We start from the raw sequence: 18,064 nt of genomic DNA, 5'->3' as shown, positions 1-18,064 counted from the left end.
ATTCCCCTATACAAATTCATCTGTCGTAATATCAACGAAGTGACCAGCAATTCCTGCTGCAGCAACCATAGCTGGAGAAGCCAAATGCGTTCTTGATCCCGCACCTTGGCGTCCAATGAAGTTTCTATTTGATGTTGAAGCAACGTGTTTTCCTGCCGGAATTTTGTCTGGATTCATTGCCAAGCATGCTGAGCATCCTGGTTCACGCCATTCACACCCAGCGTCTTCAAATATTTTAGCAATGCCTGTTTTAATTGCACGATTTCTAATGGCACGACTACCAGGCACAACCCAGGCAGTGACGTTGGGTGCTAAATGATGCCCTTTCATCATATTCGCAGCAATTTCAAGATCTTCGTAACGGCTGTTCGTGCATGATCCGATGAAAATGTAATCCAAATTAATGTCAACAGGCTTCATATTGGGATGCAACCCAATATATTCATAAGCGTTTGCATCATTATCATCCTTGATTTCTGGCAAAGACTGATCAACAGGTGTAGCCATGCCTGGATTTGTTCCCCATGTCACCATCGGTTTCAAATTTGATACATCAAAAGTCAACGTCTCATCAAAGTCACTTTCATTATCTGTGTAGAATTGTGACCAATACTTTTTTGCAGCTTCAAAATCCTTGGGTGCTTGTTCACGACCCTCAATGTAATCAAATGTCGTTTGATCTGGTTGTACCATACCTGTTTTTGAACCAGCCTCAATTGACATATTGCACATCGTCATACGAGCTTCCATTGATAACTTCTCAATCGTTTCACCGTAAAATTCAATTGCATAACCAACCCCAAATGACACACCATATTTAGCAATAATGCCCATAATAATATCTTTTGCGTATGTATTTTTAGGTAACTCCCCTGTTACCTTAATCCCCATTGTTTTTGGTTTAACTTGCCAAATCGTTTGAGTCGCCAAGACATGCTCAACTTCGGAAGTCCCAATTCCAAAGGCAATTGCACCAAACGCACCATGAGTTGCTGTATGAGAATCACCACAGACAATCACTTTAGCTGGTTGTGTCAATCCTCGCTCCGGTCCCACAACATGAACAATTCCTTGCTTATCATCACCAATTGATGCTAATGGGATGTCAAATTCCTTCGAGTTTTTGACCAATGTATCCATCTGCAATCGAGACATTTGATCTTGCACATTAAATATATCTTTCGTTGGCACATTATGATCCATGGTTGCAAAAGTTAAATCTGGTCGTCTAACGCGACGGTTCGTACTTCTCAACCCATCAAAAGGTTGAGGTGATGTCACCTCATGTACCAAATGCAAATCCACATAAATCAATTGAGCCTCACCAATTTCCCCAGTAATGACGTGTTTTTCCCAAATTTTATCAAATAGTGTTTTGCTCATTTTATATCCGCCGATTCATAATTTTTTATGTAATCAACCATTTTTTGTGTGACCTCACCGGTCGTCATTGTTCCACCCATGTCTGGTGTCACATAGTGGTTTTCAATAATGTAATCTACTGCTGCAGTAATTTTATCGGCAATTCTTTTTTCGTCAAAGCTTTCTGCTAACATCATAGCTACCGTATTCACCATAGAAATCGGATTGGCTATGCCTTGACCAGCAATGTCAGGTGCTGAGCCATGAATTGGTTCATACAAATTAGGGCCACTTTCACCAACTGACATAGAAGGTATTTGTCCAATTGATCCTGTAATTTGTGCTGCTTCGTCACTTAAAATGTCCCCAAACAAATTAGGTATAATCACAACATCAAATGTTGCTGGTTTTGACATAATGGCCATTGTCATCGCGTCAACATAGTAATAGTCGATTGTCACATCCGGATAACTTTTGCCAACTTCATTCGCAATCTTTCGCCAAAACTTTGATGTAGCCAATACATTTGACTTATCAACAATGGTGACATGCTTGTTTCGCTTTTGCGCCATTTTAAAACCTTGGTGCATAATACGAGTCACCTCTTCTTCGCTATAATACATCGTATCAATGGCTTGATGCGCTTCCAGTTTGCGTGGCTTTCCAAAATAAGCACCAGAGGTCAGTTCACGAACGATAACGAAGTCCGTATTTTTTACATACTCTGGCTTCAATGGTGAGCGGTCAATTTGCGCTTGAGTCACTTTTGTTGGCCGTATATTAGCAAATAAATTGAGTTTTGATCTAATTTCTAATAGCCCTTGTTCTGGACGTCGTGGTGCATTATCCCATTTTGGCCCACCAATTGCACTAAGTAGCACCGCATCAGCTTGTTTTGAAACATCAATAGTCGACTGTGGTAGTGGATCCCCGGCGCGATCAATACCATCACCACCAAACGGTGCGTCTATCAGTTCATAAGCAAATGTTGTATCCTTTGTCGCAGCTTCCAATACTGCCAACCCTGCTGTCATGATTTCCGGACCGATATAATCGCCTTTTAAAACTACAATTTTTTTAACTGATGTCATATTATTGATAACTCACCATTTCTTTTTCTTCAACGACTTGCATAATAACTTTTAATTGATCATCTGTAATCAAATCAGACTCTTCGGCAACTGATTTAAAGATTGGGAAAATTGCTTTCATATCCTCACGCATCACCTCATACCCTAAGCTATTTAGTTTTGACATGACCGCATGCGATCCTGACAATTTTCCCAGCGGTAAGGACGCCGTAGCACCAACCATTTCTGGTTTCAAAATTTCATAAGTTTCTGGATTTTTTAAGTACCCATCCTGATGAATTCCAGATTCATGAGCAAAGGCATTGCGCCCCATAATGGGTTTATTCCCCGCAACTGGCATGCGGGTTGCGCGTGCGACAATGTCAGAAATGGCCTTTGACTGAGCTAAGACAATATCTGTTTCTACATTAAAATTTTCATGACGCACATGAATGGCTGCTGCCGCTTCAATCATGTCAACGTTTCCAGCACGTTCACCAATACCATTAATTGTGCCCTGAATTTCCGTCGCACCATGCGCAATACCTGCCAAAGCGTTGGCCGTTGCCATACCCAAATCATTATGTGTATGTGTTGACCAACCAACTGTATCAAAACCGATAATATTTTGACGTAAGTTTTCAAAAACTTCGCCATATTCCTCTGGTGTATCATAACCAACAGTATCAGGTATGTTAATCATCGTCGCTCCAGCGTCAATAGCTGTCTGCACGCTTGCTACCAAAAAATCAGGTTCAGTTCTTGTCGCATCTTCAGGTGAGAACACAATATCTTGTATATGTTGCTTAGTAAAAGTAACGTCTGCTTTGATTTTGTCCAAAATTTCTTCTTTGGTCATGTGTAATTTAAACTCACGATGAATTGGTGAAGTTGCAATGAACACGTGAATCATTGGATGTTTTGCATCCTTGGTTGCCTCAATAACCGCATTAATATCATTTCTGACCATTCGTGCCAAACCGACAACTTTTGCGTTATCCACAACTTCTGCAATTCTTTTCACTTCTTCAAAATCTTTGTGAGATGCTGCCGGAAATCCCGCTTCAATTGCTGCAACGCCATAATCATCCAATCCTTTTGCTATTTCAATCTTTTCTTCAATTGAAAAGTTAACCCCAATTGTTTGTTCACCATCACGCATTGTTGTGTCATAAAAAGTTACTTTGCTTGCCATAATTTTCTCCTTAAATTAAAATCCCGGACCAGTCAATTTGACTAGTCCGGGATCATGCACTCACATCCTTTTATTCACTAGCCATTAGATAAGTACCTAACAACCAGCTCAAAAGCTCAACTTGCTAGGGTAGTCTAAGCAAGTTGAGGAGAAGGGCTGCATTTGTAATATTCGTTTGTACAGTAGCCTGATTTCTCATGTGAAACACTTCCTTTTAATTTAATAATCCAATCATAACTACTTTATAATTCATCGTCAATTACAAGGTGTGTTTTATTCCAATTTTATATAATTTAGTCGTTTTATAATCCTAACGCCATTTTTGCGTATCGCGACATTCGATCAATTTCCCAAGCTGGTTCCCATGTGAGTTCAACTTTGGTTGTCTTTACTTCAGGTAAAATTTTTAATGCTTCATCAATCATTTCTTCCAATACACTAATTAACGGACACCCCATCGTTGTAAGCGTCATATTAATGGTTACATCACCGATAGAATTGATATCAACAGCATTGATTAAGCCTAAGTTAACGATATCAACTCGCAGTTCTGGGTCAATGACTGTCGTTAAAGCATCCATAATACTTGCCTCAACTTTTTTATTCATAATTTATCCTACCGATCCAACCATTTCAAATTTCATTAATCGATTTAACTCAACAGCATATTCCATTGGCAGTTCTTTTGTGAAAGGTTCGATAAAGCCCATAATAATCATCTCTGTGGCTTTTTCGGCAGAAATACCACGTGTCATTAGATAATACAATTGCTCTTCGGAAACGCGCGACACTTTTGCCTCATGTTCCATCGACACATTACCATTCAAGATAGTGTTATATGGAATCGTATCAGCTGAAGACTTATCATCAACTAGAATCGTATCACACTCTACATGGGCAAATGAACCATCAGATTCACGGCCAAATTTAACTGTGCCACGATAATCTGTGGACCCACCATCATGAGCAATTGACTTTGAAATGATAGACGATGACGTATTTTTAGCATTATGAATCATTTGCGCACCGGAATCTAAGTTAACCCCTTCGCCAGCAACAGCAATCGACAACATAGTACCTTTTGCACCCTCGCCTTCTAAATAAACCGATGGATACTTCATCGTTGTTTTTGAACCAAAATTACCATCAACCCATTCCATCGTTGCATTTTCATGCGCTGCTGCACGTTTTGTTTCTAATGAATACACATTATTAGACCAGTTTTGAATTGTAGTGTAACGGCAATATCCGTCTTTTTTAACAATCACTTCTACCACAGCAGCATGTAGCGCATCCCCTGAATACATTGGTGCTGAACAGCCCTCAACGTAATCAACATGGGCCCCTTCATCAACAATAATAAGTGTTCGTTCAAACTGACCTTCATTTTCAGTATTAATTCGAAAATAAGACTGAATCGGTGTCGTAACATGAACACCCTTAGGCACATAAATAAATGTACCACCAGACCAAACTGCAGAATTTAGAGCGGCTAGCTTATTATTGGTCGGTTTAACTAATGAACCAAAGTATTCTTGAACAAGCTCTGGGTATTCCTGAACCGCAGTATCTGTATCGGTAAAGATAATACCAGTTTTGGCAAATTCCTCTTTCATACGATGGTAAACTACTTCAGACTCATACTGGGCAGAAGAACCAGCCAGCCACTTTCGTTCAGCTTCAGGTACGCCCAAACGCTCAAAAGTTTCTTTCAATTCTGCTGGAACGTCATCCCAGTCACGGTACTTATCATTTGTTGGCTTGTTATAGTAGTAAATATCTTCAAAATGTATCTCGCTTAAATCTGGTCCCCATTTATGCATTGGCATCTGAAGATATGTTTGATACGCTTGCAATCGATAATCTAGCATCCATTGTGGTTCATTTTTTTTGGCTGAAATTTGACGAATAATATCTTCATTTAGGCCTTTTCCTGTCGAAAAGACAGCTTGATAATCGTCTTGAAATCCTAATTCAGCAGCTTTATCGTTTGAAATAGCAGCCTTTGTCTGATCAATGGCTTCTTGTCTATCTATTTCCATCATTGCACCCCCTTTATTTTTCTATTGCTAATAATTCATCCAAAGCATGCCATGCTAAGGTTGCGCACTTTACTCGTGTAGGAAATTTCGTAACGCCTGATAAAATTTGTGCTTCGCCAAGTGACTTGAAATCACCGTCTTCACCGCGAGCCATCTTTGAAAACTGTTCAACTAATTGCGTAATCTGACTTCTATTTTTACCAGATACTAGGTCTGTCATCATTGAGGCAGAAGCTTTTGATATCGCACAACCGTCTCCATAAAAATGGATATTTGTCACCTTATCATCATTCATATTAAAAGCCAAATCAATAATATCACCGCAATTTGGATTATACTTTCGAATATGGTAGCTTTCTGTTTCCAACATAGGCTTATAGTTATGCGGATGTTGCGCGTATGCCATAATTGTTTGACGATACAAATTATCTAAATTATGCAAACTCACGGTTAAAGTACTCCTTAATTTTTCCTATAATATCAATAAAGTGATCAATTTCTTCACGCGTATTGTATATGTACAAACTAACACGAACTGTAGCAGCAATATCTAAATGGCGCATAAGTGGTTGTGTACAATGGTGCCCTGCTCGTACTTCAATACCTTCTTGATCCAATGCGGTTGCTAAATCATGCGCATGAACACTATCTAAATTAAATGCGATAACACCTGAATGATGTTCACTATCTTGCGGACCATATACAGTAACGCCAGGTATTTTTTTTATTTTTGGCAAAGCGTAAGAAACCAATGATTGTTCATAGGCCTCTACTTCAGGCATACCAATATTTGTCAAATAGTCGACAGCTGCTCCCAAACCAATGGCACCAGCAATATTAGGTGTTCCAGCTTCAAAACGCCAAGGTAATGGTTGAAATGTTGCTTCTTGTAAGTCCACTAGCTCAATCATTTCTCCACCAAATTGCGCTGGACTCATTTTGTTCAACACCTCATATCTACCGTAAAGAATACCAATGCCTGTGGGTCCCAACATTTTATGACCAGAAAAAGCAAAAAAATCAACATCCATATCTTGAACATCTATCGCCATATGTGGCGCTGATTGCGCGCCATCAGCAATCATAATGGCACCATGTTCATGTGCCATTTGTGCCAATTCTTTTATTGGGTTAACCACACCCAACACATTAGAAGCATGGGTAACAGATACAATTTTAGTTTTGTCAGACATTTTTTCTTCAGCATCAGTCAAGTCCAACGTGCCATCTGCTTTAAGGTTAATATATTTTAAATTAGCGCCGACACGTTGTGCTAACTGTTGCCAAGGTACTATATTAGAATGATGCTCCATATAGGAAATTAGAATTTCATCCCCTTGCTTAATGTTTTCCGCGCCATAGGTACTTGCCAACCAATTCAACGATTCTGTTGTACCACGAGTAAAAAGAACCTCTTCGCGTTTTTTTGCATGTATAAAATTTTGAACCTTGTCGCGTGCTTGTTCATACGCATTTGTAGCTCGTTCTGACAGTTCATAAATACCACGATGTACATTAGCATTATCATTTTGATAATAATCAACGAGTGAATCAATGACGGACTGTGGCTTCTGGGAAGTCGCCGCATTATCAAAATATATCATTTGTTGTCCGTTGATTTTTTGGTTTAATATTGGAAAATCAGTTTTAATCATCTTCATGTTTTAACTTTCTTTCTATTTCCTCAACTACCTGCTGTTGTGCTGCTTTTGTCGGCATTTTTGCTAATACTTCGCCCATAAATCCACGAATAACCAATTTTCGAGCAACTTGTTCACTAATACCTCTACTCATTAAGTAATACATCTGATTTTCATCAACACGACCAACTGAAGCCGCGTGACCGGCTGTAACATCGTTTTCATCAATCAACAACAGTGGATTAGCATCACCTCGTGCTCGACGGGATAACATCAAGACACGTGATTCTTGTTGCGCATCTGATCCCTTTGCTCCCTTAATAATTTTCCCAATACCATTAAAAACTAATGTGGAACGGTTTAAAATGACCCCTCGTTGGAAAATATGTCCTAATGAATGACGACCTCGATTTAAGATAGTCGTTACAAGACCCTGAGTTTGTTTCTTTGTTGTCAGGCCAATAACATTTGTATGTGAGGTAGATCCTTCGCCATTCAATTGACTTGCTAAACGAATAATAACATTTCCATCATTAAATTCGGCATTTTGCCAATCAACTGTTGCATGATTTCTCACTTCTGCTTCACGGTTAATAAATGCTGTTGTTTGTTCTCCAAAAGAATCAATATTAGCATAAGTAACTTGGGCGCCTGAATCGGCTATAACTTCAATAATAACCGAAGCTTTTGTTTTTTGAGTGCCTATCGTATGCATTTCTTGCAGAATATCAACTTTAGCGTTCGAACCAATATAGACAAAAACACGGGCAACCAAATCTTTGCCAGAAGTAGCCAAATGATTTAATGTTAAATGTAAAACTTCGTCAAATTGAACATTTTCCGGAATATATACGAAAATGCCCGTATTAAATTGGGCAAAATTTTGAGCTGACAAACGATCCGCTGCTTTATCGACAACACTCGCAATCATATTTTCAACAAGATCTGGATGCTCTGTTTTCGCTTGTATCATGCTCATCAGTATCACCCCTTGAGCAGTCATCTCTTCTGTCAAATGTTGATATGTTGTCGATAGACCACTAACTTCAATGCCGTTCTTCTCATTTTTCATAAAGAACGGTGTTGTAGCTTTATCTGTGGCTGGTATCATTTCATCAAGTTGCCATGAATTATAGCGAACTTTGGCAAATGTAGGCAACGGAAGAGATTGTATTACACTATTATCAACCATATCAATCCTCCACAAAATACGAATTCACATCTTCATCCGTTAAATGAACATTCAATCCAAGTTCATCCCGCAATCCAGCATATCCTTCAGCTTCCAGTTTCTTAGCCAGTTCTGCACCACCTGTTTTGACAATTTTGCCTCCCATCATAACATGGACAAAATCTGGAACAATGTAATCAAGTAAACGCTGATAGTGAGTAATCATTAGTGCCCCAAATTCGTTAGAGCGCATTTCATTCACACCACGAGAAACAACTTTCAAAGCATCAATATCTAGCCCCGAGTCAATTTCATCTAAAATAGCAATTTTAGGTTCAATCATCATCATTTGCAAAATTTCATTACGTTTTTTTTCACCACCTGAGAAACCCTCATTAAGATATCGTTCCGCCATTTCTTCAGACATGGATAAAAATTCACGCTTTTCGTCAAGTTTTTCAATAAATGACATAACACCAATTTGATCATCTTCCGGACGACGCGCATTAATTGCTGCTCGCATAAACTCAGCGTTTGTTACGCCTTGAATTTCTGATGGATACTGCATTGCTAAAAACAAACCAGCACGTGCCCGTTGATCAACCGACATTTCAGACAAATCCTGATTATCAATATAGATGTGCCCTTCAGTTACTTCATAAGCTGGATGCCCCATAATAGTTTGCGATAACGTTGATTTTCCCGTTCCGTTTGGACCCATGATGGCATGAATCTCACCAGTATTAACTATTAAGTTAACTCCCTTTAAAATCTCTTTCCCTTCTACTGAAACGTGTAAGTTTTCAACCTTGAGTGTTGCCATGTTATTTTTCCCCTTTTCGTTGACTGATTTTTTGTAAAATGTCTTCGTTCTTATGTATTTTAGCAATTACGCGTGCATTTTCAATCATCTCATTCACAATAAAACCTTGACTTTGCCACGTATCACTCGCCTTAACTAATATCCAAAAAAAATTCTCCAAAAAATAAGTCGTGTCGCTTGTGTTTGCCAAATCAATGCCATAAGTTGCCAACATCATAGCATATTTGTAGTTTTTAATCGACATTTGATATTTAGCTAACAAGTAAATAGTTGCAGCTTGACACCCTGAATGATCTACCGTTGTTGTTCCTTTTTGATAGCGCCATACATCTTCAAAAGATTTCTGTGCTTCATTGAATTGACCACATTGATAATAATAGTGACTAGTTATAGCATAAAATAGAAGTTTGTGTGATTTATTGAGGCCAACGATATCTACTTTTTTAATAATCTGCTTTGCTTTAGTACGATCCTGTTTCAAAATTACTGTAGAAAAATATTGGGCAATTTGATACATAGGCAACTCGCTGTCTACCATTGCATTAACTTCTACTTGATTCATTAATTCCTCAAATTGTGGAATGTTCTGGTAAAAAAGTTCTCGCATAGCTTGTGTTAATACTTGTTCGTTATATGTCTGACGTGCCTTTACATTAATTGGAAAGACATCATTTAATGTCAGCCCCAATCGTTGACACAAAGCAATCATAATATCAAAAGCTGGAACTTGCTGATGTTTCTCAAATTTTGAGAGCGTTGCTTGTGTACAAATATCTGTGCAAAGTGACATTTGTGACATCTTTAAGCGTTTTCTTGTCTGAATAAACTTTTCTATGTTGACCATCAACTCCCCCAATTCTACGAAAAAAGGCACCTAACTGTGAAAAAAGTTAGGTGCCTAAACAAAAAATCCCAACCGTCTACTAAATTCCTGACACAATTAGTAGACGATTAACTCAAAATAGCCTACTAATCACATAATGACAAGAAGGATAATGAGGACGTTATTCATTTTTGTTATTTTTTTATTCATATTTTTAATCTTTAATCCAAAATTTAACAAATATATTAAAAATGATTATATTCCTATCATTTGTTAATGTCAAATGCAAATAGAAAAAATCTCAATTATCAGCATTACCGATATAAATTTGGAATAGTTGATTGACAATTGGACTTAGACCCCTATACTCAAATTAGTAAAAGCATATTAAATTATAAAATACGGAGATTTATTTCATGGCAGACACTTTTTCATTTAATGTAAATAGTGACGATTTAAAAAAACGATCTGATCATATTAAAATGGGTATTCATCAAGCTCCCGCTCGCTCACTATTATATGCGACCGGCCAAGTTAGCAACCCAGAAGATATGAAAAAACCATTCATCGCTATCTGTAACTCATATGTAGAAATTATCCCAGGTCACGTTCACTTACGTGAATTAGCTGATGTTGCAAAACAAGCTATTCGTGATGCTGGTGGTATTCCATTTGAATTCAATACGATTGGTGTGGATGATGGTATTGCTATGGGCCATTTGGGTATGCGTTATTCCTTGCCATCTCGTGAATTGATTGCTGATTCAGCTGAAACAGTGATTACCGCACATTGGTTTGACGGTGTATTTTTCTTACCAAACTGTGACAAAATTACACCCGGTATGATTATGGCTTCTTTACGTTGTAATGTACCATCTGTCTTTGTTTCTGGCGGGCCAATGAAAGCTGGACTAGATCCTCAAGGAAAAGCAACCACGTTGTCTTCAATGTTTGAAGCTGTTGGTGCATTCAAATCTGGTTTGATGACAGAAGATGAGTTTCTAGAAATGGAACAAAATGCCTGCCCAACTTGTGGTTCTTGTGCGGGTATGTTCACAGCTAATTCAATGAATACTTTAATGGAAATTATGGGTATTGCACTACCTTTCAATGGTACGGCTTTAGCAGTTTCTGATGAACGACGTGATCTGATTCGTGATGGTGCTAAACAGTTAATGCGTATGGTTAAAGAGAATGTTAAGCCACGTGATTTAATTACAAAAGAAGCACTTGATGATGCCATGGCACTTGATATGGCTATGGGTGGCTCAACCAATACCGTACTACACGTTTTGTCAATCGCTCATGAAGCTGGAATTGATTACAACCAAGCGGATATCAATGAAATCGCTAAAAAAGTTCCTTACCTATCTAAAATTGCTCCTTCATCAAAATGGGCTATGGAAGATGTTCATAAAGCAGGTGGTGTACCGGCAATTATTAATGAACTAATTCGTATGGGTGGCATCTTACATCCTGACCGTATGACAGTTACAGGAAAGACTTTGCGCGAAAATGTTGCTGATCATGAAATTCTTAACGATGAGATTATTCGTAAGTTTGATGTTAACCCCTACTCAAAGCAGGGTGGCTTATCAATTTTATACGGCAATTTAGCACCAAAAGGATCAGTCATTAAAGCTGGTGGTGTTGATCCAAGCATTAAAACATTCACTGGCGAAGCTATTGTTTTCAATTCTGAACAAGATGCTGTTGATGCTATTGATGCAGGTAAAATCCACGCTGGACACGTAGTTATTATCCGATATGAAGGTCCCAAGGGTGGACCAGGTATGCCTGAAATGCTTGGACCAACTTCTGCAATTACAGGAATGGGGCTTGGGAAAGAAGTTGCATTAGTGACAGACGGTCGTTTTTCAGGAGCATCACGTGGTATTTCTGTCGGACACGTTAGTCCTGAAGCGGCTGATGATGGACCAATAGCTCTTGTTGCAGATGGTGATCAAATTACAATTGATCTGACCAACCGTACAATGCATTTGCATGTAGATGCTGATGAGCTTGACCAGCGTCATCAACAATTAAAACCCTTTGTTCCTAAAATCAGAAAGGGATGGATGGCCCGTTATCAAGCCCTAGTAACTTCTGCAAATACAGGAGCTGTACTAAAGGGAGCAGATGAACTTTTTCCAAACTAAACGTTTATCTTTTACCCATAATAAAGGACTGACACATGGAAAACAAAACACAAGCATTGCAAGATCAAATGTTGGAAGCCCTGTCACAAGTAATTGACCCCGAACTACGTTGCGATATTGTCAGCTTAGGATTAGTTTATGGATTAGCTATGGACAGCAATAACAACGTCACCGTCAAACTCACTTTAACAACTATGGGGTGCCCATTGACTGCTGTATTGGACACAATGATTACACGAGCCTTAATGGCACTTGATGCTGTAAATAATGTTCAAATCGACTTGGTTTGGGAACCAGCATGGACAACTGATAGAATGAGTCGTTATGCAAAGATGGTTTTAGGTGTCCATAGTTAAAAACACCAATTTTAGTCTAAATTACTGGGAGAGTAATATGAAAACAATGAAATCACTTTCGAAATTCCTAACTAAATTTTTTACTCTTTTTGTTATTTTGATAGCCATTCTGGCAATCTTTATTCCAGGACCTGGATCTACACTAGCAACAACAAAAATAGGTAACCTTTCAGCTGTATCAATTTTATTAATGATTGTATTATTTGGAATGGGCATTACCCTCACACCATATGATTTCAAGAGAGTCGCTCGTAACCCATTACAAATTATTTTAGGCACTATTGCACACTATGTGATTATGCCATTAATCGCTTTTCTGCTAGTTCATCTTTTCGGTTTAACAGGTGCCACAGCAGTTGGCGTTATTCTAGTGGGTTCAGCGCCATCCGGCACATCGTCTAACGTTATGTCTTTTTTATCTGGAGGAGATGTTGCCTTAGATGTTTCGATTGGCCTACTTTCAACATTGTTAGCACCAATCATGATTCCCACTCTTCTCAAATTATTAGCAGGAAAATGGGTTCAAGTACCATTTACTTCGATGTTCTTTTCTGCCTTTCAAATCGTTGTCATTCCAATTGTACTAGGTGTCATTGTTCATATAATTTTTAAGGAGCATGTTCAAAAAATTATTGAAATCATGCCTTTAATATCTCAAGTAGCTATATTAGTAATTATTCTAGCCGTTTTGTCAGCCAACTCTAAAACGATTTTAGCGGTATCTACCTTAATTTTAGTTCCTGTTATTATGTTACACAATTTATTGGGTTATTTATTAGGTTATGGATTCTCAAAAATTATGAACATGAAAACGCCACAACGAAAAGCAATCACTTTCGAAGTTGGTATGCAAGATTCAGCACTCGCTTCTACACTAGCCATTTCATTCTTCGAACCAGCTTCAGCTATTGCAGCAGTAATGTTTTCTGTATGGCACAATATTTCTGGTTCAGTATTAGCTTCTCTATGGAAAAACCACACAGAGAAAGTATCCTATTAATAGTATTTTAAAAAGACGATGAATTCAATATCATCGTCTTTTTATATAAAACAAACATCAGTTTATTACTGACATTTTGATAATTTAAGATTTATCGTAAAATTTCGTTTTCAGTAAAGCCACCATTAACCATTGTTACAGCATCATTTAATGCCATCTCAACCATATTTTTGATAGCTGTATCTGTATAAAAAGCAATATGTGGCGACAACAAAAAATTATCATAAGCTAATAAACGTTGTACATCTACTGGCAAATCTGAAACCAACTGTTTTTGATTCATAAAATCATTTTCATTTGGCGTAACATCAAATGCAGCACCAGCCAATAATTTTGAATCAAGCGCTTTTTCAAGCTCAACCATATCCACGATTTCACCACGAGCAAAATTCAACATGATTGTTCCCGGTTGAATCTGAGCAAAGAAATCTTTATCAGCCATATGCCGTGTCTCATCATTTAGTGGCGTATGGAAACTAATAACATCTGCCTGAGCCAAAGCATCATCTAATGTTGTGTAAGTTACAAAAGGTTCGTTCTGAGCGCGGTAGACAGGATCAACGCCTAATACTTTTGCACCTAACGCATGCAGCATTTGTGCAAAAGCTGTTCCAATACGACCAACACCGATGATAGCAACAGTTAAATGATGAATTTCTCGAGCTTGCCCGCCAGCAGCCCACGTATAATCACCTTGAGCCATAGCCCGATCAAATTTTTTATTGTGTCGAATGAGATTAAAAAGCTGCGTTAACGTGTATTCAGCAATTGCTCGAGGTGAATATGCCGCAACATTCGATAGGCGAATATGATTTGCAAAGGCATTCGGCAAATCAAACACATCATATCCAACTTGTCGAAGCGCAATTTGCTTAATATTAAAATGGGCAAGATTTTGATAGATTGGTGCATCAATGGCTGTTGTTTGTTGAGTACTAATGGCATCGAATCCATTCGCACGTTCAACCGTTCTTTCATCAAGGGGTTGATTTATTGTCACTACTTCGTGGCCAGTTTTTTCAGCCCATTTTTCAACATATGGTAACTCATCTGCAACCGTATTATACATTAAAATTTTCATGATACCCTCCAAATATGTGCATTAATAATAGTTTATTTCACTGTACCCAAGAAGTATTTCTTTTTACCACGACGAACCAATACAAACTTGCCCTCATAATGTTTTGTTGGGTCAATTTCAAAGTTAACGTCTGTTACTTTTTCACCACTAATTGTTATCGCACCATTTGTAACATCTTCACGAGCTTGACGTTTTGACTTTTCTACTTCCCCGTCAACTAAGAAATCAACAATATTCTTTTTATCTGCTGTAATATCAAAACTTGGTACGCCACCAAACGCATCTGCAATGTCTGTCGCTGATAAGTTTGCAACATCACCGGTAAATAGTGCAGCAGATAGTTTTTCTGCATCTGAAACAGCTTGTTCTCCATGAACAAATTTAGTCACCTCTTGCGCCAAACGCCTTTGAGCTACTCGACCTCCAGGATTATTTTTTGACTCCTGCTCAAGAGCATTAATTTCATCGACTCCTAAGAACGTAAAGTACTTTAAATATTTCACAACATCTTCATCACTCTGATTGAACCAGAACTGGTAGAAAGTATAAGGAGAAGTTTTTTCCGGATTTAACCAGATTGCATTTCCTTCTGATTTACCAAATTTCTTACCAGATGAATCTGTCATCAAAGGAATCGTTAAGCCAAATGCCTTCGCTTCATTTCCTTCAATCGAGTGAATTAAATCAATACCAGACGTAATATTCCCCCACTGGTCGGATCCACCAATTTCCAATTGCACATTGTGGCGACGCCATAATTCATGGAAATCAATCCCTTGCAAGATTTGGTAGGTGAATTCTGTAAATGAAATACCCGTCTCCAAACGTGAAGCAACGACATCTTTCTTCAGCATAACATTGATAGAAAATAACTTACCATAATCACGTAGAAAGTCTGTCAATGTTAATTGACCCAACCAATCATTATTGTTTACGATAACAGTATGATCATCTCCAAACAACTTGGTAACTTGTTCTGTAATGCCTTTTTCATTTTCGCGTAATTGTTCTGGTGACAATAATTGGCGTTCAGTTGTTGGCCGAGGATCCCCAATTGCACCTGTTGCACCACCGATGATAATAATTGCTTTACCACCAGCATTTTGGAAACGCTTCAACACCATAAATGGAATTAAATGTCCCAAATGTAATGAATCAGCTGTTGGGTCTGTCCCCACATAAGCACCAATTTCACCTGATTGCATTGCATCAATCAATCCCGTTTCATCAGTGACTTGGTTTAGTGCTCCGCGCCACTTTAAATCTTCAATAAAATTCATTGTTATCTCCTTTAATTACAGCAAAAATCGTCCTAATCTAAACAGACTAGGACGATTTTCACCGTGGTACCACCTAAATTGTAAGTCATCGGACCTACCACTTAATATGCCTTATCGCGGCACACGTCATTGCTTTGCACACTGTGTAACACAATAATACCCACGGATTAGCTCACAGCAACCGCTAACTCTCTTTGGCACGCATGGTATTATATTTATCAGTGTAATGAATGCTTTTATTATACCAGAGTTTTAGATAAAAAAGGAATTTTTAATTTTATATATAATGTTTCACGTGAAACATCATAATATCATATTACTTTGACAAGCATAGTAATATGATATATGATGTACTAGTAAGAGGTATTTGACCATGGATATATCAAAAGATCTGATTCGAGGACACACTGACACAATTATATTAAATATCCTTAGCCAAGGTGATTCTTATGGATATCAAGTATCAAAATCGATTCGACGTCTATCCACACAACAGTACGAGTTAAACGAAGCAACTCTGTATACGGCATTTAGACGCCTTGAAAAGTCTGGTGACATCAGTAGCTATTGGGGTGATGAATCACAAGGTGGTAGACGAAAATACTACACATTAACAAAGCAAGGCCAACAACATGTTGAAATGGCACGCAATGAATGGACATTTGCTAAGCGTATTATTAGTCGCTTAATTAGCGGGAGGATAGACGATTATGACTAGTGTTGAAATGGAAATTAGAACTCGTTTGGATATTATTTTTTCTAAATATACACCTAATACCCAACTAACAGAACTTAAAGAAGAACTTGTCGCTGATTTACTAGAAGCTTATCAGGACTTTTCCAAAACAGATCAGTCGCATGATGAAGCACTAGATGACGCATTTGATCAATTAGGCGACATTGAAAGTATTTTAAAAGAACTCAGTCAATCTGAAAGCAGTAATCGTAAACAAGAGGATACGACAACTAAGCGGCCTTACGTCGATATTTCGAATCAAGGTGTGCATATTGGTAACCTACACATTAATAAAAAAGGTGTTTCTCTAGGAGATGATATCGTCCTGGACAGTCAAAACAAAAAAGTTCAGTTTGGTAATTGGTTGCATGTTGATCGTGATGGTGCACGTGTTGGTGGTCAGTATTATCAATTTAACAATGATCTCAATTCAGAAACTGATGAAGACAATTATACTAATAACGAAAATCAACATTTTAACACGCCACATTGGGCCAAAGCTCATCATCGGTTCACTATACCGATTAGTTCTAAAACCTTTAGTATTAACTATAAAGAAGCCTCAATTAACTTCTATTCGAACGACAAAACTGATTTAATAACCATCGATGAATTTTTTAGCCGTGATAATCCACGTTATTTTAGTAATGTAGAAGAGAATAATGATAAAATTATTATTAAGCAAGGTGATTATCCAATGCTATTCCATGTTCGGGCTAAAATCTATATTGGTTTGCCACAAACATTTTCTACCGGAAAGATTGAAGTAACTAATCAATCTGGAAATTTGTATGTTAAAAACTTAGTAGCCGATACTTTCAACATCCAACTCAGCGCCGGTACGTTAGATGGGCAAACTGTTCAGGCGAATACGGCGAACTGGAATATTTCATCTGGTACTATCAAAGCAACACATGTTAACATTAATCAGGCCAACATACATGTCAAACTTGGCGCAATCAACATTGAACATGCTATTATCGAGCATGTTGGAACTCAAGTTGATTTAGGATCAGTACGTATTGATGATTTCACTGGCAGTGGCAATTTTAATATCAATTCTGGTACAATCCGATTACGAATTAATAAACTTACAAATGATTTAAAACTGACATCTAACTCTGGAGATATTCGTTTAACAGCTCCTGATAACCAAGACTTCAACTTTGCATTTGCTGCTCAAGCTAGCAAGGTCAGCTTAGCCCATGAAAATGTGCACTTTACCAAAAATTTTGATGGCTATAAGAGTGGTTTTATTGGCGATAACCCTATCTTTACGATTGATGGTCAAGCCATGGCAGGTTCTGTCAAAATATATTAAAATAA

At 38.0% G+C, this 18,064-nt stretch carries 17 protein-coding genes; 5 read left to right on the top strand and 12 right to left on the bottom strand.

The window, feature by feature from the left end:
• Positions 1–6 precede the first annotated feature (6 nt).
• From leuC to ESZ47_RS08485, 10 genes are all read right to left on the bottom strand, one after another.
• A complete protein-coding gene (leuC, locus tag ESZ47_RS08530) occupies positions 7–1,383 on the bottom strand; it encodes a 3-isopropylmalate dehydratase large subunit (RefSeq protein WP_148606563.1) in 1,377 nt (458 codons plus the stop codon).
• Positions 1,380–2,453, bottom strand: a complete 1,074-nt coding sequence (gene leuB, locus ESZ47_RS08525) for a 3-isopropylmalate dehydrogenase (RefSeq protein ID WP_148606562.1) — start codon at positions 2,451–2,453, stop codon at positions 1,380–1,382. The genes leuC and leuB overlap by 4 nt, the downstream gene beginning before the upstream one ends.
• Before the next feature lies 1 nt (position 2,454).
• Positions 2,455–3,627, bottom strand: coding sequence for a 2-isopropylmalate synthase (locus ESZ47_RS08520; RefSeq protein ID WP_148606561.1), 1,173 nt, complete (start codon positions 3,625–3,627; stop codon positions 2,455–2,457).
• A gap of 302 nt (positions 3,628–3,929) precedes the next feature.
• Positions 3,930–4,235, bottom strand: a complete 306-nt coding sequence (locus ESZ47_RS08515; RefSeq protein ID WP_011680547.1) for a metal-sulfur cluster assembly factor — start codon at positions 4,233–4,235, stop codon at positions 3,930–3,932.
• A 3-nt stretch (positions 4,236–4,238) separates the two neighbouring features.
• Positions 4,239–5,669 (bottom strand): Fe-S cluster assembly protein SufB, encoded by a 1,431-nt coding sequence (sufB, locus tag ESZ47_RS08510; RefSeq protein ID WP_148606560.1) that lies wholly within the window; start codon positions 5,667–5,669, stop codon positions 4,239–4,241.
• A gap of 13 nt (positions 5,670–5,682) precedes the next feature.
• Positions 5,683–6,117, bottom strand: a complete 435-nt coding sequence (gene sufU / locus ESZ47_RS08505; RefSeq protein WP_148606559.1) for a Fe-S cluster assembly sulfur transfer protein SufU — start codon at positions 6,115–6,117, stop codon at positions 5,683–5,685.
• Entirely contained in the window at positions 6,104–7,330 is a 1,227-nt protein-coding gene (locus tag ESZ47_RS08500) for an aminotransferase class V-fold PLP-dependent enzyme (RefSeq protein ID WP_148606558.1), read from the bottom strand. Before ESZ47_RS08500 ends, sufU begins: the two co-directional genes overlap by 14 nt.
• A complete protein-coding gene (sufD, locus tag ESZ47_RS08495; protein WP_148606557.1) occupies positions 7,317–8,501 on the bottom strand; it encodes a Fe-S cluster assembly protein SufD in 1,185 nt (394 codons plus the stop codon). The genes ESZ47_RS08500 and sufD overlap by 14 nt, the downstream gene beginning before the upstream one ends.
• 1 nt (position 8,502) lies before the next feature.
• On the bottom strand, positions 8,503–9,303 hold the full coding sequence (sufC, locus tag ESZ47_RS08490) for a Fe-S cluster assembly ATPase SufC (protein WP_148606556.1): 801 nt from the start codon (positions 9,301–9,303) through the stop codon (positions 8,503–8,505).
• 1 nt (position 9,304) lies between these two features.
• Entirely contained in the window at positions 9,305–10,147 is an 843-nt protein-coding gene (locus ESZ47_RS08485) for a helix-turn-helix domain-containing protein (protein ID WP_148606555.1), read from the bottom strand.
• Positions 10,148–10,542: 395 nt separating this feature from the next.
• Between ESZ47_RS08485 and ilvD the strand changes: the two genes are divergently transcribed.
• Genes ilvD through ESZ47_RS08470 form a run of 3 tightly spaced genes read left to right on the top strand, consistent with a single transcriptional unit; the run spans position 10,543 to position 13,641 of the window.
• The gene (gene ilvD / locus ESZ47_RS08480; RefSeq protein ID WP_148606554.1) at positions 10,543–12,285 is read left to right on the top strand and encodes a dihydroxy-acid dehydratase; all 1,743 of its coding nucleotides are present in this window, start codon (positions 10,543–10,545) and stop codon (positions 12,283–12,285) included.
• A 35-nt stretch (positions 12,286–12,320) separates the two neighbouring features.
• The gene (locus tag ESZ47_RS08475) at positions 12,321–12,641 is read left to right on the top strand and encodes a metal-sulfur cluster assembly factor (RefSeq protein WP_148606553.1); all 321 of its coding nucleotides are present in this window, start codon (positions 12,321–12,323) and stop codon (positions 12,639–12,641) included.
• A gap of 37 nt (positions 12,642–12,678) precedes the next feature.
• On the top strand, positions 12,679–13,641 hold the full coding sequence (locus ESZ47_RS08470; RefSeq protein ID WP_148606552.1) for a bile acid:sodium symporter family protein: 963 nt from the start codon (positions 12,679–12,681) through the stop codon (positions 13,639–13,641).
• Between the two features lie 91 nt (positions 13,642–13,732).
• On the opposite strand, the gene ESZ47_RS08465 is transcribed toward ESZ47_RS08470, so the two are convergent.
• Positions 13,733–14,722 carry a D-2-hydroxyacid dehydrogenase gene (locus tag ESZ47_RS08465; RefSeq protein WP_148606551.1) on the bottom strand — a complete coding sequence of 330 codons (990 nt, stop codon included), beginning with the start codon at positions 14,720–14,722 and terminating at the stop codon, positions 13,733–13,735.
• Positions 14,723–14,754: 32 nt separating this feature from the next.
• A complete protein-coding gene (gene tyrS / locus ESZ47_RS08460; protein WP_148606550.1) occupies positions 14,755–16,002 on the bottom strand; it encodes a tyrosine--tRNA ligase in 1,248 nt (415 codons plus the stop codon).
• 373 nt (positions 16,003–16,375) lie between these two features.
• Between tyrS and ESZ47_RS08455 the strand changes: the two genes are divergently transcribed.
• Positions 16,376–16,720: a PadR family transcriptional regulator gene (locus ESZ47_RS08455; RefSeq protein WP_148606549.1), complete on the top strand. Its 345-nt coding sequence runs from the start codon at positions 16,376–16,378 to the stop codon at positions 16,718–16,720.
• Entirely contained in the window at positions 16,713–18,059 is a 1,347-nt protein-coding gene (locus ESZ47_RS08450; protein ID WP_148606548.1) for a DUF4097 family beta strand repeat-containing protein, read from the top strand. Before ESZ47_RS08455 ends, ESZ47_RS08450 begins: the two co-directional genes overlap by 8 nt.
• Positions 18,060–18,064 lie beyond the last annotated feature (5 nt).

Origin of the sequence: Leuconostoc litchii (assembly GCF_008107645.1) — a bacterium.
GTDB lineage: Bacteria > Bacillota > Bacilli > Lactobacillales > Lactobacillaceae > Leuconostoc > Leuconostoc litchii.
This window is presented reverse-complemented; position numbering and strand designations above follow the sequence as displayed.

Excerpts from the sequence above, each read along its gene's own strand:
- leuC (WP_148606563.1), bottom strand. The coding sequence starts at position 1,383 with ATGAGCAAAACACTATTTGATAAAATTTGGGAAAAACACGTCATTACT.
- leuB (WP_148606562.1), bottom strand. The coding sequence starts at position 2,453 with ATGACATCAGTTAAAAAAATTGTAGTTTTAAAAGGCGATTATATCGGT.
- ESZ47_RS08520 (WP_148606561.1), bottom strand. The coding sequence starts at position 3,627 with ATGGCAAGCAAAGTAACTTTTTATGACACAACAATGCGTGATGGTGAA.
- ESZ47_RS08515 (WP_011680547.1), bottom strand. The coding sequence starts at position 4,235 with ATGAATAAAAAAGTTGAGGCAAGTATTATGGATGCTTTAACGACAGTC.
- sufB (WP_148606560.1), bottom strand. The coding sequence starts at position 5,669 with ATGGAAATAGATAGACAAGAAGCCATTGATCAGACAAAGGCTGCTATT.
- ESZ47_RS08500 (WP_148606558.1), bottom strand. The coding sequence starts at position 7,330 with ATGAAGATGATTAAAACTGATTTTCCAATATTAAACCAAAAAATCAAC.
- sufD (WP_148606557.1), bottom strand. The coding sequence starts at position 8,501 with ATGGTTGATAATAGTGTAATACAATCTCTTCCGTTGCCTACATTTGCC.
- sufC (WP_148606556.1), bottom strand. The coding sequence starts at position 9,303 with ATGGCAACACTCAAGGTTGAAAACTTACACGTTTCAGTAGAAGGGAAA.
- ESZ47_RS08485 (WP_148606555.1), bottom strand. The coding sequence starts at position 10,147 with ATGGTCAACATAGAAAAGTTTATTCAGACAAGAAAACGCTTAAAGATG.
- ilvD (WP_148606554.1), top strand. The coding sequence starts at position 10,543 with ATGGCAGACACTTTTTCATTTAATGTAAATAGTGACGATTTAAAAAAA.
- ESZ47_RS08475 (WP_148606553.1), top strand. The coding sequence starts at position 12,321 with ATGGAAAACAAAACACAAGCATTGCAAGATCAAATGTTGGAAGCCCTG.
- ESZ47_RS08470 (WP_148606552.1), top strand. The coding sequence starts at position 12,679 with ATGAAAACAATGAAATCACTTTCGAAATTCCTAACTAAATTTTTTACT.
- ESZ47_RS08465 (WP_148606551.1), bottom strand. The coding sequence starts at position 14,722 with ATGAAAATTTTAATGTATAATACGGTTGCAGATGAGTTACCATATGTT.
- tyrS (WP_148606550.1), bottom strand. The coding sequence starts at position 16,002 with ATGAATTTTATTGAAGATTTAAAGTGGCGCGGAGCACTAAACCAAGTC.
- ESZ47_RS08455 (WP_148606549.1), top strand. The coding sequence starts at position 16,376 with ATGGATATATCAAAAGATCTGATTCGAGGACACACTGACACAATTATA.
- ESZ47_RS08450 (WP_148606548.1), top strand. The coding sequence starts at position 16,713 with ATGACTAGTGTTGAAATGGAAATTAGAACTCGTTTGGATATTATTTTT.